At 40.7% G+C, this 16575-nt stretch carries 13 protein-coding genes; 9 read left to right on the plus strand and 4 right to left on the minus strand.

The genetic code is table 11. The annotated features are described in order from the left end of the window. Positions 1–1365, minus strand: a complete 1365-nt coding sequence (locus QQK05_RS17140) for an MFS transporter (RefSeq protein ID WP_284300921.1) — start codon at positions 1363–1365, stop codon at positions 1–3. Positions 1366–1553: 188 nt separating this feature from the next. Here QQK05_RS17140 and uvrA point away from each other — a divergent pair, with 188 nt between their 5' ends. From uvrA to QQK05_RS17160, 4 genes are all read left to right on the plus strand, one after another. Further along, a complete protein-coding gene (uvrA, locus tag QQK05_RS17145) occupies positions 1554–4379 on the plus strand; it encodes an excinuclease ABC subunit UvrA (protein ID WP_284300923.1) in 2826 nt (941 codons plus the stop codon). A gap of 119 nt (positions 4380–4498) precedes the next feature. Beyond that, positions 4499–5113, plus strand: a complete 615-nt coding sequence (locus tag QQK05_RS17150) for a fused MFS/spermidine synthase (RefSeq protein ID WP_284300925.1) — start codon at positions 4499–4501, stop codon at positions 5111–5113. A gap of 4 nt (positions 5114–5117) precedes the next feature. After that, positions 5118–5996, plus strand: a complete 879-nt coding sequence (locus QQK05_RS17155; RefSeq protein WP_284300927.1) for a spermidine synthase — start codon at positions 5118–5120, stop codon at positions 5994–5996. Between the two features lie 46 nt (positions 5997–6042). Further along, positions 6043–6567 carry an ion channel gene (locus tag QQK05_RS17160; RefSeq protein WP_284300929.1) on the plus strand — a complete coding sequence of 175 codons (525 nt, stop codon included), beginning with the start codon at positions 6043–6045 and terminating at the stop codon, positions 6565–6567. A gap of 51 nt (positions 6568–6618) precedes the next feature. On the opposite strand, the gene QQK05_RS17165 is transcribed toward QQK05_RS17160, so the two are convergent. Further along, a complete protein-coding gene (locus QQK05_RS17165; RefSeq protein WP_284300931.1) occupies positions 6619–9816 on the minus strand; it encodes an amidohydrolase family protein in 3198 nt (1065 codons plus the stop codon). A 233-nt stretch (positions 9817–10049) separates the two neighbouring features. On the opposite strand from QQK05_RS17165, the gene QQK05_RS17170 reads away from it, so the two are divergent. Beyond that, a complete protein-coding gene (locus QQK05_RS17170; RefSeq protein ID WP_284300933.1) occupies positions 10050–10784 on the plus strand; it encodes a type 2 periplasmic-binding domain-containing protein in 735 nt (244 codons plus the stop codon). A gap of 3 nt (positions 10785–10787) precedes the next feature. On the opposite strand, the gene QQK05_RS17175 is transcribed toward QQK05_RS17170, so the two are convergent. After that, a complete protein-coding gene (locus QQK05_RS17175; protein ID WP_284300935.1) occupies positions 10788–11426 on the minus strand; it encodes a flavin prenyltransferase UbiX in 639 nt (212 codons plus the stop codon). A 34-nt stretch (positions 11427–11460) separates the two neighbouring features. After that, positions 11461–12819, minus strand: coding sequence for a UDP-N-acetylmuramate:L-alanyl-gamma-D-glutamyl-meso-diaminopimelate ligase (mpl, locus tag QQK05_RS17180; RefSeq protein ID WP_284300937.1), 1359 nt, complete (start codon positions 12817–12819; stop codon positions 11461–11463). Positions 12820–12987: 168 nt separating this feature from the next. Between mpl and QQK05_RS17185 the strand changes: the two genes are divergently transcribed. From QQK05_RS17185 to QQK05_RS17200, 4 genes are read left to right on the plus strand one after another with little or no spacing between them, the layout of a single operon-like run. Continuing rightward, entirely contained in the window at positions 12988–14127 is a 1140-nt protein-coding gene (locus tag QQK05_RS17185; RefSeq protein WP_284300939.1) for a YcbX family protein, read from the plus strand. A gap of 13 nt (positions 14128–14140) precedes the next feature. Beyond that, positions 14141–14872 carry a 5-oxoprolinase subunit PxpA gene (locus QQK05_RS17190; protein WP_284300941.1) on the plus strand — a complete coding sequence of 244 codons (732 nt, stop codon included), beginning with the start codon at positions 14141–14143 and terminating at the stop codon, positions 14870–14872. Beyond that, positions 14865–15593: a 5-oxoprolinase subunit B family protein gene (locus tag QQK05_RS17195; RefSeq protein WP_284300942.1), complete on the plus strand. Its 729-nt coding sequence runs from the start codon at positions 14865–14867 to the stop codon at positions 15591–15593. Before QQK05_RS17190 ends, QQK05_RS17195 begins: the two co-directional genes overlap by 8 nt. Further along, complete coding sequence (locus QQK05_RS17200) at positions 15580–16572, plus strand: 5-oxoprolinase subunit C family protein (RefSeq protein ID WP_284300945.1); 993 nt, start codon at positions 15580–15582, stop codon at positions 16570–16572. Before QQK05_RS17195 ends, QQK05_RS17200 begins: the two co-directional genes overlap by 14 nt. Positions 16573–16575 lie beyond the last annotated feature (3 nt).

Here is a 16575-nt window from a genome sequence, read left to right on the forward strand (position 1 = left end):
TTATACGTTAAGCGTTGCTTTGACTTGGTCAACTGATGTTTTCTTAACGTCGAGTTTTACATAGGCAACGCGCTCTTCATAAACTAAAGTCGCTTCAACAACACCAGGTAAATCGATCAGCTTTTGCAGAACCTGCTCACCTTCGTCTTCATTCATTTGCTTGGTGTTAAAACTGTAACTCTTTGACGCTTGGTATTGCTTCATTGACAGTGACAAGACGAACCATAACAAAGCAAATAGGGCCATGGCTTGAAAGATAGTTTGCTCACCAAAATTTTGCGCTAAGTAACCACCTAACGCACCACCAACAAATGCGCCCATAAACTGACTTGAGGTGAAAATCCCCATCGCACTACCTTTCACGCCTGCTGGGGCAATACGTGATAGTTGAGACGGCATCGTCGCCTCTAAATAATTAAAGGCAGTAAAGAAAGTCACCATGGCAATCACTAACATAACCAGTGAAGTTGCATCGATTGATAAGCCGATCAATGTGATTGCTAATAGCATTACCGCGGCACTAAACATCGCTTTTTCTTTACCTTTTTTCAGTGCAAAAATCATAAATGGCACCATCAAAAAGAATGAGCCAAACAACGTAGGCAAATACAATGACCAGTGCTTTTCTAACGGTAAGCCAGCTTCTACAAACAACGTGGGTAAGGTGATAAAGCTTGCTGTCAGAATCATATGCAAAATAAATACACCAGCATTTAATCGAAATAGTTGGGGATGACTAATCAGGCGAGCTACCTGTTGAGGAATCGCAACATTATCCCCTTTTGGGGCTTTATTCTGCGAACTTGGCACAACGAACTGCACCATAAAAATTGCCATGAAAGTTAATATAGCGGTGAACATAAACACCCCAGATAAACCATAGCTTTGCGCAACAATTGGGCCAACAACCATTGAGACAGTAAAGGACAAACCGATAAACATGCCAATAGTTGCCATGACTTTAGGTCGTTGCTCTTCTCGTGATAAATCTGCAGCTAGTGCAAGTACAGCACTGGCAATTGCCCCCATTCCTTGAAGCGCACGGCCAAATACCACGCCATAAATAGATTCTGCATTGGCGGCCACCAAGCTACCGATTAAGAAGACAATTAAACCAAGGACGATAATCGGCTTTCGGCCAAATTTATCTGACAAAATACCCATCGGTATTTGCAGTAACGCCTGAGTCAAGCCATAAGCACCGATAGCAATACCCAACCACAGTGGGGTATAGCCCTCTAGTTGAGTACCGTAAATAGCGAAAATAGGCAGGATCATAAACAACCCTAGCATCCGTAAGCCGAAAACCGTGGCTAACGAAAACGCCGCTTTCTTTTCAATACTATTTAATCCGTCTGCTTTCATTTGCTGTATATGTACCTATGTCTGTGCGCAAAGTTGTACGAAGTTAAACTCACACTAGATTACTAAAAACGCGCTATTTTAACATGACTTGATTGTAATTAGCACCATTGAAAATGCTTTACTAATTAGGTCAACATCGACGAGTTTTTATGCGATACTAGTGGGTTCTTTCAGTAAGCGGAATGGTTATGAACACAATTGAAGTTAGGGGTGCGAGAACCCATAACCTGAAAAACATTGATCTAGAATTACCTCGCGATAAGCTCATTGTTATTACTGGCTTGTCAGGCTCAGGAAAATCCTCATTGGCATTTGATACGTTATACGCAGAAGGCCAACGTCGTTATGTTGAATCACTGTCAGCCTATGCTCGTCAGTTTCTTTCATTAATGGAAAAACCTGATGTTGACCATATTGAAGGTTTATCGCCAGCCATTTCGATAGAACAAAAGTCGACATCTCACAACCCTCGTTCGACGGTTGGTACCATTACTGAAATATACGATTACTTACGTCTATTGTACGCACGAGTTGGTGAGCCACGTTGTCCAGATCATCATCAACCACTTGCCGCTCAAACGATTTCTCAAATGGTCGACAAGGTACTTGCTCTCGAAGAAGGTACCAAAGTAATGATCCTGGCGCCTGTTCTCCAGAACCGTAAAGGCGAGCACGTAAAGTTACTTGAAAACTTAAGTGCACAGGGCTTTATTCGCGCTCGTATCGACGGCGAAGTTTGTGATTTATCTGATCCTCCTACTTTAGAGCTTCATAAAAAGCACACCATCGAAGTCGTTGTTGACCGTTTGAAGGTACGTGAAGACATTCAGCTTCGCTTGTCTGAATCTTTTGAAACAGCGTTAGGCTTAACCAATGGCACAGCAAAAGTTGCCTTTATGGATGATCCAAACAAAGAAGAGTTGTTATTCTCAGCTAACTTCGCTTGTCCTATTTGTGGTTATTCAATGCAAGAGCTTGAACCACGCTTATTTTCATTCAATAACCCAGCAGGTGCCTGTCAAACCTGTGATGGATTAGGCAATCAGCAATTTTTCGACCCACAACGCGTTATTACCAACCCAGAATTAAGCTTATCTGGAGGTGCGATCCGTGGCTGGGATAAGCGTAACTTCTATTACTTTCAAATGCTCCAAGCTTTAGGTGAGCATTACGGCTTTGAGCTTGATACACCGTTTGAAGACTTACCTGAGAAAATTCAGAAAATCGTTTTATCCGGCAGCGGTAAACAAGAGATTGAATTCAAATACATGAATGACCGAGGCGACATTGTCGTCAGAAAGCATCCGTTTGAAGGTATTTTGAATAATATGAACCGCCGATACAAAGAAACAGAATCGAACGCGGTACGCGAAGAATTATCCAAGTATTTAAACAGTCAGCCATGTAATGATTGTGGCGGCTCACGTTTGCGTTTAGAAGCTCGCAATGTATTCATTGAAAACGTGCCGTTGCCTGCGGTTGCTGAACTATCAATAGCTGAAGCGCTAGCATTTTTTGAAGGTCTCGAACTAACCGGTCAGCGCGGTAAAATTGCCGAGAAGATTTTAAAAGAGATTAACGACCGCTTGGGCTTTTTAGTTAATGTTGGTTTAAATTACTTAAACTTATCTCGCAGCGCTGACACGTTATCGGGCGGTGAAGCTCAACGTATACGTCTAGCAAGCCAAATAGGTGCTGGCTTAGTCGGCGTAATGTATGTTCTAGACGAACCTTCAATCGGACTTCATCAACGTGACAACGAACGCTTACTAAATACCTTGATTCACTTACGAGATTTAGGAAACACCGTCATCGTTGTAGAGCACGATGAAGATGCAATTCGTGAGGCTGATCACATTATTGATATTGGCCCTGGCGCTGGAGTCCATGGTGGTAACGTTATTGCTCAAGGCAGCCTTGAAAACATACTAGCAAGTGAAGACTCACTTACCGGAAAGTACCTTTCAGGAAAAGAAGGTATAGATGTTCCTAAAAAGCGTACGCCGTATGACGCAAAGCGCGTAATCGAACTTAAGGGTGCAAGTGGAAATAACTTAAAAGACGTCAATTTAACAATACCTATTGGTTTAATGACTTGCATTACTGGTGTATCTGGTTCAGGTAAATCAACCTTAATAAACAATACACTATATCCGCTCGCGCAAACCGAATTGAATGGTGCAACAACTAATGATCCTGCGCCTTATAAAGAAATTGTTGGCCTTGAGCATTTAGATAAAGTTATCGATATCGATCAAAGCCCAATTGGTCGCACGCCTCGTTCGAACCCTGCAACTTATACAGGAATTTTCACTGCAGTACGTGATATTTTTGCAGCAACTCAAGAAGCTCGTTCACGTGGTTATAAGCCTGGTCGTTTTAGCTTTAATGTGAAAGGTGGTCGTTGTGAAGCGTGTCAGGGTGATGGTGTAATAAAAGTCGAAATGCACTTTTTGCCTGACGTTTATGTGCCATGCGATGTATGTAAAGGTAAACGTTATAATCGCGAAACATTAGAAGTTAGGTACAAAGGCAAGAATATCCATGAAGTACTGGATATGACGATTGAAGATGCATTAGAGTTTTTTGCACCAATTCCAGCGGTAAAACGTAAACTACAAACCTTGATGGATGTGGGTTTAAGTTATATCAAACTTGGCCAATCGGCGACTACACTATCGGGTGGTGAAGCACAGCGAGTCAAACTTGCAAAAGAACTATCGAAGCGTGATACAGGTAAAACCTTATATATTCTCGATGAACCTACTACGGGTTTGCACTTCCACGATATAAAACAACTACTCCAAGTGATTCATCGTCTGCGCGACCATGGCAATACGATTGTCGTGATTGAGCACAACCTCGATGTGGTGAAAACAGCCGATTGGATTGTTGATTTAGGACCTGAGGGCGGTTCTGGAGGAGGTGAGATTTTAGTGAATGGTACGCCTGAAGAAATCTCCAATGAAAAACGTTCTCACACCGCTAGATTCCTGAAACCTATGCTTGGTTAATCAAAACCACCGCTTAAAATAAAGCCTGCATCATGCAGGCTTTTTTGTTACGAAATAAACCTTGGTCTAATTCAATTGAGTCGTTAATATGATGTAAAACAATAACTAAACATCAATTTATGTGGCAAAATTCTTTCGTATATTTACTCGCATTTTGTAGTGGCTTTGCCATTATGGGAATCGAACTGCTAGGTGGCAGAATACTTGCCCCTTACTTTGGCTCAAGCGTCCATATTTGGGGCAGTATCATCACGGTATTCTTACTCAGTTTGTCACTCGGTTATTTAATTGGAGGGAAACTTTCAACCAAACACCCAAACCTTAAGAAGTATGGTTTACTTTTTCTTTTATCAGGAATAACCGTTACCCCTGTAGCCCTATTTGCTACACCTATTTTAGAAGCGATTTTTATTCAAATAGAAGATGCAAGATATGGCTCGTTGGTCGCGTCAATTGCGTTATTTTTTATCCCTACCGTCATTTTGGGCATGATATCACCCTATTCAATACGCTTGTTAATTGACGATAAAGAGAAAAGCGGTCAAGTTGCAGGGATTTTATATTTTGTCTCGACCATTGGTAGTGCACTGGGCACATTGATGACCTCATTTTATTTAGTGCTTTGGTTCGAGGTAAATACAATTATTTTGTTCTACTGCGGTTTACTTGCCGTTCTAGGGCTTCTTTCTATTACCTTACACCACACAATTTTCAAACCTAAATTGGCAGGTTAGCAATATGAAAACTCTTTCGTTATTTATCGCGTTATCTGTACTTTTCTCATTTGAAATATCTGCAGAGGTCATTCATCAAGAAAAATCTCTGTATCGAAACATTTATGTTGAAGATAGTGGTGATTTACGATGCTTAAAATTTAGTGTTAAACGAGCCACCAGTAATCAAAGTTGTATTTATAAATCAGACCCAAACAAAATGGTATTTACGTACACCAAGCTTATTTTTTCAGGATTATTACTCAACCCTGAACCCAAAAGTATTCTAATTCTTGGCTTGGGCGGTGGTACCTTATCGAATACATTTAACCAATTATTCCCCATGGCCAAAATTGACAATGTTGAGATTGACCCTGCTGTCGTCAACGTTGCAAAAAACTATTTTGGTTTCAAAGAAAGTCAGCAAGTTAGAAATGTTGAACAAGATGGCCGCATCTTTATTAAACGCGCTTTACTGAAAAAGCAGCAATACGATTGGATCATATTAGATGCCTACAATGGCGACTACATTCCCGAACATTTGATGACACAAGAGTTTTTGCAAGAAGTAAAAAGCCTGTTATCGACAAATGGTGTGTTATCAGCCAACACGTTTTCATTAAGTAAATTGTACGACGCCGAATCTGCGACTTATCAATCGGTATTTGGCGACTTTTACAACGTGAGATTTAACAAACAAGGCAATCGAATTATCTTGTATTCAAATTCGGGGATGCCAAACACAGAGACTTTAAGTGAACGCGCCGACCAGTTAGCCCCCATACTGATCAACTATGGCGTTGATATTTATCGCGTCCTTCGCAATATGAAGATAGAGCAGGACTGGCCAAAGAATACTCGTTTACTTACCGATCAATATTCGCCAGCTAATCTATTGAAATAGACGGTTTCGGATTTATACTAATAAAAAATTTAAGTGAAACTCAGTTATGCCAGTAATTTTTCAACGCTTCGTTAATTCAGATAATTTTTATTACGTAGACACGCATGGGGTTAAAAACTATAAGACACGTTTTGTCTTCCTACTTGCCCTACTTTCAATGATTTTACTCGTCTGTATTTTTGGCTATATCACTTTACTCTTTGAACAAGATCACCCCGAAGCCACTGTAAAAACCTATGCCGATGCCATTTGGTTAATGATGATGAGCTCTACAACAATCGGATTTGGTCGCATTAGCCCGGTGACCTTTGGAGGTCAAGCTACCGTCATGGTGATGTTTGTTTTTGGCGTAGGCATTATGGGCGGACTAGGAGCACTGGCTGCATCAAAGATTCTTGGATTTTCAGATACCAATGTAAAAAACCGCGAATTGCGCAGTCAAAATGCACAGATTATTGAGCGCCTCATTAACTTAGAGAAGACAATAGCCCAGCAAGACAAGTCGATTAATACGGCAAAAGAAACCATAGAAAAAGCAATGGACGATAATTCCGATACAAAGTCCAGTTAACGTTATACAAAAAAGGGTCCATAAGGACCCTTTTTAATGCGCTAATGGACATTATTTTTCGAAGTAAAACTTCTCACGTTTATTGTCATAGTTACCAATTTCATTCATGGTATCTGCATCATATAAACGGCCATTAATCATTGTATGCGTCACCTTATCACTAATAAGAATATTTTGCGTGATGTCTCCATCTACAACGACTAAATCAGCTAACTTACCTTTAGTAATCGAGCCTAGTTGTTTATCTAAGCCGAGCGTTACTGCTGGGTTCATTGTCGCTGTACGTAGCGACTCTAACGGTGTCATACCACCTTGAGCCATCATCCATATTTCCCAATGCATTGCTAGACCTTCACGTTGACCATGACCACCAGAGTTCACTAGTACGCCCAGATCATTCATTTCTTTTGCAACTTTAGCTACGTTGAAATGGTTGTAGTGATGATGTGGTGCCTTTGTCCGACGCATTGAACGCGGATCTAAGAACTCACTAGGCACATACTTACTCAAACGAGGATGCTCCCAAACATTTGTTGTGTCATACCAAAAGTGTTCACCTGAGATACCGCCGTATGCTACACCCATTGTTGGCGTATATGCCATTTCAGACGCTGACCATAGCTGTTTAATGTCATCATAGATTTTCTCTGTAGGAATAGAGTGCTCTAACGTTGTATGACCATCAACTAGCATGGTTAAGTTATGTTGAAGTAATGAACCACCTTCAGGCACAACTAACACTTCCGCTTCACGTGCAGCTTGAATAAACTGCTGTCGTTGGTTACGACGTGGCTGGTTATAGCTTTTTACGCTATACGCGCCCGCTTTTTGTAGGCGTTCAACATGGAACTTTGCATCGTCCAAGCTATCAACATGAGAGGTGTACCCTGCAACCGTTGCACCATATAAAATAGTACCTGTTGAATGTAATCGAGACGCAACGATATCACCGGCTTGTTGCATTTCGCTCGCGGCAAAAAACTCAGTTGTATCATTTGATGGGTCATGAATTGTCGTTACACCTAATGATAAACCTGCATAGTTCTTCCAGTTTTGCTGCGGAATAATTTCATCACTGCCCTGAGGACCATGAGCATGGGCATCAATTAAACCAGGAATAATTGACTTACCTGTAATATCAATTTGTTTTGCATTTGCAGGAATATCAACACTGCCTTGAGTACCAACAGCAGTAATGACATTGCCTTCAACAATCACTACCCCGTTATCAATGACCTTGTCGCCTTCCATCGTCACAACTTTACCGCCAACGAAAGCAATTGCGCCACTTGGTTTGTCGACTTTTTGTTTAAAGCTTAAGTTTGTCACCACTGGCTCAGACTTCTCAGCATTATCACCTTCGCCTTTAATATCGAACAAACCAGCAACGGATGCTTGATAAAGTTCAGGACCTAAGCTCCAGTAAAGGCTGTTTGACTTGCCATTCCAGCTAATGCTTTCACCGGCGCGAACAGATAGTTGCTTAACAGGGAAGTTACCGCCTTTAGGGCCAATTGTAATCACATCGCCACGTTCTACAAATGGCGTAACAAATACTTTAAAGCGTTCTGCAAATGCGAGGTATTCACCGTCTGGTGATACGCGATACTCAGTAGCAAATTTACCTTGGTATAATTTAGTGTCGTTTTGGCCGTCAATGTCTACGCGAGCAATACTCGGCATTTCACCACCACGAATCACGTAAACACGGTCATTTGACGCGCCAAAATGAGGCTGAACACCATTACTTGTTACTAACGTTGCTTCGCCACCTTTTGCTGGCATCACATAAACACCAGGGTTTAAACCCCATTTAGGTTCGGTAATGTATCCACCTGCAATTTTACGATAAACAACTGTTTTGCCATCCGGTGAGAATGTAGGTTCAACATATTTACCGGGCTCTTTAGAAATAGTTTTACCCTTACCGCCACGCGATGAAACAGTTTTAATTTCAGCTAAGTTTTTGTCGTCCCATGCAATGTAAACAATCTTCTTGCCGTCACGAGAAAAACTTGGATAAAACTCAAATTTAGATTTTTCTTTGGTAAGACGTTTTGGTTTTCCATCAGGTAATGCGCGAGTATAAATGTTACCCATAGCTTCAAAGACTACCTGCTTACCATTTGGCGAGATTTGCACGTTACGTAGCATTTTTACATCAAATTCGTCTTGCGCTAAGTTTTGCTCAAACTTCAGCGCTGTTTGAATTTTCTTTTGTGTTTTTACGTGAAAATCTATGGTCTTAGCTTTCTTTGATTTGATATTTAGCTTCTTAATTTTACCATCTGCCCAGAAAATTAAGTTTTCGCTATCTGGGGTCCATGCCATGTTGGAATAAACACCATGAATTGCCCAGGTTTCTTGCATATCACGTTCTAAATCTTCGTGAATTAAAATTTCTTCACCACTTTTTAAATCGTATAGATACAAGTTTGACTGGAAGTCATCACGACTAATAAACGCTAAGTATTTTCCATCTGGCGATGGCGTTGGACGAATAGCACCACCTTTACCGGAAATAATCGTATCAATTTCACCAGTCTCTAATTCATAACGCTTAATCTTATAGATGCCTTTTTCAGAATCTTTTGAGTAGTGAAAGGTCTTACCCGGTGTTGCATCCTGCGAGAAATAAACGTATTTGCCGTCATGAGAGTATGATGGTTCACCTAAATCTTTTTGCTGATTCGGGCGTTTAGTTAACATAACACCACTACCACCCGTTTTATGATAAAGCCATACTTCACCAGCACCTAATGAGCGCGAGCCAGTGTAGTGCTTGCGACCAACCAAGTAATTACCGTCAGGCGACCAAGCTGGGCTATTCAACAAGCGAAATGTTTCCTTCGTTACCGGCTTAGGGTTAGAGCCATCTGCATTCATAATCCATAAGTTATCACCGCCATCTTGATCCGATGTATAGGCGATGTATTTGCCGTCTGGACTAAACTTGGGCTGCATTTGCCATGCAATATCAGTCATTAATGCTTTAGCCTCACCACCCGACGCTGGCATTGTATAGATATCACCTAATAAATCGAAAACAATTGTTTTGCCATCAGGGCTAATATCAACATTCATCCAAGTACCTTGTTGAACATCGATATCGACGGTTTTAAAGACGCCCTGTGGCTCGTTTACTGACCACGCTTGATCGTCTGATTTTTTTTCCGCGAATGCGGCTGACGGTAAAGTCACCGCGATAGCTAACGCTAATGCAGAAACTTTAGGAAATTTAATCGTCATGGATAAACCCTATTGTTGTAATGAATGCCTCAACAAATAAACATGCTGAGCAAATTTTTATTATTGCGTAATAAACCACATCTAACGGTCGAATTTAACAATAATGCGTTAACTTGTCTTTAAATAACGATAAATTTTAAGATTGCTGTTACAATTTTATTGTTGAAAAAATAAGCAACTGGTCAGTATAGTAAGACTGGCTGAAAATAAGAAAATCAAACAGGATTTATTTGGTGTATCGAATTTTTGGAATACTTGTACTGCTACTGTCTTTTCGCGCAGATGCGTTACTTAGCAAGTTAGAGATATCCATGGTGGCAACCCACTTAGAGCATTATATTGCCTATGAGCATGATGGTGCATTAGATTTATTGATGTACGATGTATCGAAGGCCTCTGGGATTGAACACTATTACAACGTCCTATCTTTTGCTCGCGCCAGACGTAGTTTTATTCGCAAAGAAATAGGTTGCATATTACCTGCGGCAAGCATTCCAAAATTGTTAACGATTCGCAAAACCATTCACAGCTTACCTTTGGTTCGTAAGCAGTTTTACCTATACACGCTAACCACCGATCAAGTGATCTCAAATCTAAATGACATGGATAATAAAGTCATTGGTGTGGTGAAAAATGCATTGCCCAGCTACAAAAGGCTTCTTGGACAACGCCATATAAAAGTTGTCGAAGTGTCTAATTTTAAAACTATGCTTGAAATGCTAAATAAAGGCCGACTAGATGCGATTATTCACGATGAGGCAAGTATAGAAACTTTGCTATCACAGCCACAAAGAAATAGCTTACATTTCGACGCTTCGCTTGATTTGCTATACGATGACATCAGAATAACGTGTCACAAGAGTGAAGCGACGGAACTCTACATTGATAACATCAACTACGCTATAAAAAACAATAGCGTTCAAGAGTTAACCGCCTATATCGAGCAAGTCAAAGCTCGCAAACAGTAGCCCCTACTTTTCTGGCTGAATTTGATAACCCCACCTAGGCATTATTGTTTGTTCGATTGACAAATGATCAAGCACCCGCCCTACCATAAAGTCAATTAAATCATTAATACCCTGTGGCTTATGATAAAAACCCGGCGCAAGTGGCATAATCGTTACTCCCATCTGAGAGAGCGTCAGCATATTTTGCAAATGAATTGTTGAAAATGGTGTTTCTCTTGGCAAGATCAATAGCTGCCCTCGTTCCTTAATCACAACATCTGCCGCACGTTCGATTAAATTATCACTCATGCCCAGGCTAATTGCTGCAAGTGTGCCAGTTGAGCAAGGGCAAACAATCATTTTCTTCGGTGCTGCAGAACCTGATGCAACAGGAGAAAACCATTGCTCTTTGCCGAATACTTGAATTTGCCCTGGTTTCGCGGCAAATTTTTCCGTCAATATAGCACTCGCGGCTTCAGGTGAGCCCGGTAGCTTTAATCCTACTTCGGTATCAAATACAACACGTGCTGCTGACGAGAATAAAAAATAGACTTGGTAGTTAGCGGCGACCAAACACTCGAGCAACCTTAGTGCGTATAATGAACCAGAAGCCCCTGTAACAGCCAGAGTTATCTTATCTTTAAATTCGGAAGCAGTTGACACAATGAATCCTCTATTTGTTTTATGCTAAAACGCACTAGCTCTCTAGCGCAGAAAGTAATTTTTGATGAAAATTACCGAAGCCACCATTACTCATCACTAATACGTGATCACCTGGCTTGGCTTGATTACGCACCATAGTTACCAATTGATCAATATTATCAGTCACCTCACATGGCTGTTGGCAGGCATTGATAAGCTGATCTACAGACCACTTAACATGCTCTCCTTGAAATACAAAAACGTGATCGGCTAACGCTAAAGACTTTGGTAGCGTTTCCTTATGAATGCCCGACTTCATTGTATTTGATCGTGGCTCCAAAACAGCGATGATACGATTTTCACCGACATGTTTGCGTAATCCATCTAACGTTTTTTCAATGGCTGTCGGATGATGGGCAAAATCATCGTAAACCTTGATGTCGTTAATATTGCCACGTAACTCCAAGCGACGTTTGGTGTTTACAAACTCAGCTAACGCCTCTATCGCCACTCCACTTGGAACACCTGCGTGCCTTGCGGCTGCAATCGCCATCAATGCATTTTCAATATTGAAGTCACCGATTAACTGCCATGTCACAACACCTTGGAGTTCGTCTCTAAAATACACCTCAAATATACTGCCATCGGCTTCAAGTTTATTTACCGACCAACCAACTTGGGTAGCCAGTGACATTTTTTCTTGAGGTGTCCAACACCCCATAGCCAGAGTCTCATCGATTGTTTGCGTGTTGTGTGGCGATAAAATCAAACCATTACTTGGCACCATTCTAATCAAATGATGAAACTGGCGCTGAATATCACTGATATCATTAAAAATATCGCCATGGTCAAACTCCATATTATTTATTACTAGGGTTCGTGGGCGATAATGGACAAATTTAGAACGCTTATCAAAAAATGCGGTATCGTATTCATCAGCTTCAATAACGAAGAATGGGCTGTTGCCTAAACGTGCTGAACTGTCAAAGTTTTGAGGAACACCACCGATCAAATATCCAGGTGTCAACTTGGCATACTCAAGAATCCATGCCAACATACTTGACGTTGTCGTTTTACCATGAGTACCGGATACTGCCAGTACCCAGCGATCCTTTAAGACGTTTTCCAAAAGCCATTGTGGCCCAGACGTATAAGGAATATTGCGATCTAATACATACTCCACCATTGGGTTACCACGCGCCATCGCATTACCAACAATGACCATGTCAGGTTCATCATTGAGGTGCTCTATGTGATATCCCTGCATCAACTCAATGCCCAGTGACTCAAGCTGAGTGCTCATTGGAGGATATACGTTTGCATCGCAACCTGATACTCGAAAACCCAGTTCTTTGGCTATTGCAGCAATACCTCCCATAAAGGTGCCACAAATCCCTAAAATATGTATATGCATTAATGTTCTCTATTACTCACAAATAATTGGATAATTATCTGTTAGGACAACTAAACTCACCGTAATATAGCATTTGTCTGATACCAATTGAAAAAAGTATTTGGCAGTGGAAAAATAAATGCAGATACCAAACCCAATAATCTGGAACTCACGCACAGGAACGCACACATGGCACAAGTTAGTGAATTATCAATTTATCCAATTAAATCGGCTGGGGGCATTCACATATCTCAAACTTGGGTAGATGAACTTGGATTAAGTTTCGATAGAAGGTTCGTCATTACCAAACCAGATGGAAACTTTATTACAGCGAGAACTCACCATCACTTATGTTTGATAGATTGCATTCTGACGCCATCTGGCTTGAAGCTTGTTGCACCGGATATGCCAGTGCTAACAATCAATTATTCTGAATTCACTGATTCATATCACGAAGTTAAGGTTTGGAATGACACCATCAATGCTCAGCATTGTAATAAACGCTATGATGATTGGCTTTCAAAATATCTAAATGAAGACTGCCAATTAATGTATTTTGGTGGAAAATCTTCGCGAACCGTAAAAAACTCTACTAACGAAGTGTCATTTGCAGATGGTTACCCTTTGCTTATCGTCTCAGAGGCTTCGCTGAACGATTTAAATGCGAGAACTTACCATAAATCTCAAATGAGTCAGTTTCGCCCGAATATTGTCGTCAAGAATTGCGATGCATTTGCCGAAGATACATGGTCACGCATTCGAATTGGTGAAGTTGAGTTTGATGTCGTTAAGCCCTGTACACGCTGTGTTTTCACGACAATAAACCCACAAACAGGTGAAAAGCATCCTAAACAAGAACCACTCAATAGTTTGAAAAAGTATCGCCAGCTAGAAGGCGGCGATGTTTGTTTTGGTCAAAACATAGTACCGTTAAATCAAGGGAAAATCAGTGTGTCAGATCAAGTTGAAATACTTGAGACGCAGTCACCGCCTGTGTTCATATCGAAAAAAAGCAGTACAGGTAAAATGAAGCAGCCCGAAACATCTGTTGTCAAAGGTAAAAAAAACGTGAATATATTATTTGATAGTTGGGACAAAAATATTACAGGTAACTCTAAGGAAACCTTGCTTGAACAAGGCGAATCAGCTGGTTTAATTCTGCCATACAGTTGCAGAGGAGGAATGTGTGGACGCTGTAAGGTTAAATTAAATACAGGAGAGGTTAGACAATTAGCTACTGACGGGTTATCACCACAAGAGCAAAATGACGGTTATATATTAGCGTGTAGTTCAGTGCCAGTCACAGATGTAGTAATTTCCAAAGATTAGAGGAAGGCGGCTCGTGAAAATAAATTGTGATTTAGGTGAAAGTTTTGGTTCTTGGCAAATGGGTCAAGATGCCCAATTGATGCCATATATTGATATGGCAAACATTGCCTGCGGATTTCACGCATCAGATCCACAAACAATGCAACAAACTATCGCACTTGCAGAACAGCACAATTTATCTATTGGAGCCCATCCAAGTTACCCGGACTTAGTTGGATTTGGTCGTCGTTCGATGAAAATAGCCCCTGTGGAATTACAAGCACTACTCCAATACCAAATTAGCGCACTTCAAGGCATGGCCGCACTTCAAGGGCTCGATGTCACTTACGTAAAGCCTCACGGTGCTTTATACAACGATATGATGAAGAATTTAGAACTCTTTCGTACCATATGCCAATCTGTTGCTGCATTTTCCCAAAATCTGGAATTAGTGATACAAGCATTACCTGATAATGATCGCTTTATTGAGATTGCAAATACGTTTGAACTTACCTTGAAATTTGAAGCTTTTGCCGACAGAAATTATCAAGATAATGGATTACTCATACCAAGATCTCAACCCAATGCCGTCATTAATGATCTAAGCTTAATTAAGCACCGTTGCCAAGAACTACAAAATACAGGGACGATATATTCAGTGAACAACAAACCACTTAAGATGCAAATCGATACTTTATGTGTGCATGGCGATCACGCTAATGCGATAGAAGTCGCGCGAACGGTGAGGCAAAACCTGCATGCATGAGTTAAACCGATTCAACATTTTTTCCTATAGTGAAAATGCTATCTTAATTCAATGGCCATCAACCATTAGTGCGACACTTCATCAAGACATCATTTCAATTGGTCAGCAAATTTCTCGTTTATCACCCTGGTTCATTGAACAAGTTTGCTCTTACCATAGCATTTTAATTTATTATCGCTTTGAAGCGATAAGCGCTAGTGAGTTTAGCCAAAAGATAGAAGCAATTATTCAACGTTTTTCTGGCAATGAAAAGGTCTGTGAAGTTGGACGAAAAATAACTATTGACGTGCTTTACGATGAAGAAACTGGTTGGGATAACCAGTTGTTGTGTCAAATGAAAGGATGTTCTCTGCAAGAGATTATTAATTGGCATACCAAGCGAACCTACCGAGCATATGCATTAGGTTTTACACCCGGCTTTTGTTACTTAGCAAGTGTAGACGAGAAGCTATTTGCCCCCCGAAAAACAGTGCCAAGGAAAAAAGTGCCTGCTGGTGCGGTTGCTATTGCCCATAAACAAACAGCGATCTACCCAGATGCTAGCCCTGGGGGATGGCATATTATTGGTCAAACAGCTCAGCCTATGTATCAAATGTCAAACAACGAATTTCAGCCACTCATTAATGTCGGCGATATCGTCACCTTTAGATCCATCGATAAAGAAACCTTTTTAGCGCAGGGTGGCGAAGTGGTTAAGGAAAACTTAAATGCCAGCAATTAAAATCACTCAGCTCAATAGCTTAGCATTAGTGCAGGACTTTGGACGTTTTAACCATCAACATCAAGGTATTAGTGTTAACGGTGCAGCCGATGAATATGCCTTCGCAAAAGCTAATCATATGTTAGGAAACAGATTATTTAGTGATAGCAACAATAAGCATAATGATGAGTGCGCATCCATTGAAGTTTTTTATGGTCAACTAACCTTCATGGTCGATGACACTTGCATCATAGCGATAACAGGTGCCGATTGTTCACCAACAAAAATAGCGCAGGATGGTACAAGTTCTCCACTTACCATGTGGAAAACACATAAATTAAACGCTGGCGATACCGTAGCGCTCTCGCGCCCATCAGTTGGCGTGATTAGCTACATTAGTGTAAAAGGTGGAATTCAAACAAAGCCTTTCTTAGGTTCAAGATCGCAAAGTGTCGTTCCAAATGAAAAATTAGCTGAACTTTCACCCTTGTCGGCAGGTGAAAGATTACCACTATCATCAAGTTGTCATCAGCAAATCAAAAACAATACATTGGATCTGACAAAATACTGTCCAACAAATTTTTACCAAGACAAGCCTTTGGTCTTAAGGTTTATTCCTCATCAACATTGGTATAATGCCCCCACACATCAACAAGAAAATTTCTTACACACGACATTTAGCGTTAACAGCAAATCAAACCGTATGGCATATCAATTTGATTTACCAACAAGTAACCATAACGCAGGTTTTAAGCAACTAAAACAAGCACTATCAAGTGCCGTAAATTTTGGCACAATTCAATTAATGCCTTCTGGTCTGCCAGTCGTTTTAATGAAAGACCGTCAAACAATGGGGGGTTACCCAACGCTCGGCAGTGTATTTCAGATTGACTTATTCAGGTTAGCTCAGTTAGAACCCGGTCAGGAGATATCATTTTCGCCTGCAGATATTAGCCAAGCACAAAGTCAATTAAATGCTTTTTATCAAAGATTTATGTAACAA

The organism is Thalassotalea loyana (genome assembly GCF_030161435.1).
GTDB classification, from domain to species: domain Bacteria; phylum Pseudomonadota; class Gammaproteobacteria; order Enterobacterales; family Alteromonadaceae; genus Thalassotalea_G; species Thalassotalea_G loyana.

What these genes read in the sequence shown, in the direction of transcription:
- mpl (WP_284300937.1), bottom strand. Translation starts at nt 12,819, where the DNA reads ATGCATATACATATTTTAGGGATTTGTGGCACCTTTATGGGAGGTATT.
- QQK05_RS17200 (WP_284300945.1), top strand. Translation starts at nt 15,580, where the DNA reads ATGCCAGCAATTAAAATCACTCAGCTCAATAGCTTAGCATTAGTGCAG.
- QQK05_RS17155 (WP_284300927.1), top strand. Translation starts at nt 5,118, where the DNA reads ATGAAAACTCTTTCGTTATTTATCGCGTTATCTGTACTTTTCTCATTT.
- QQK05_RS17160 (WP_284300929.1), top strand. Translation starts at nt 6,043, where the DNA reads ATGCCAGTAATTTTTCAACGCTTCGTTAATTCAGATAATTTTTATTAC.
- QQK05_RS17185 (WP_284300939.1), top strand. Translation starts at nt 12,988, where the DNA reads ATGGCACAAGTTAGTGAATTATCAATTTATCCAATTAAATCGGCTGGG.
- QQK05_RS17165 (WP_284300931.1), bottom strand. Translation starts at nt 9,816, where the DNA reads ATGACGATTAAATTTCCTAAAGTTTCTGCATTAGCGTTAGCTATCGCG.
- QQK05_RS17140 (WP_284300921.1), bottom strand. Translation starts at nt 1,365, where the DNA reads ATGAAAGCAGACGGATTAAATAGTATTGAAAAGAAAGCGGCGTTTTCG.
- QQK05_RS17150 (WP_284300925.1), top strand. Translation starts at nt 4,499, where the DNA reads ATGTGGCAAAATTCTTTCGTATATTTACTCGCATTTTGTAGTGGCTTT.
- QQK05_RS17195 (WP_284300942.1), top strand. Translation starts at nt 14,865, where the DNA reads ATGCATGAGTTAAACCGATTCAACATTTTTTCCTATAGTGAAAATGCT.
- uvrA (WP_284300923.1), top strand. Translation starts at nt 1,554, where the DNA reads ATGAACACAATTGAAGTTAGGGGTGCGAGAACCCATAACCTGAAAAAC.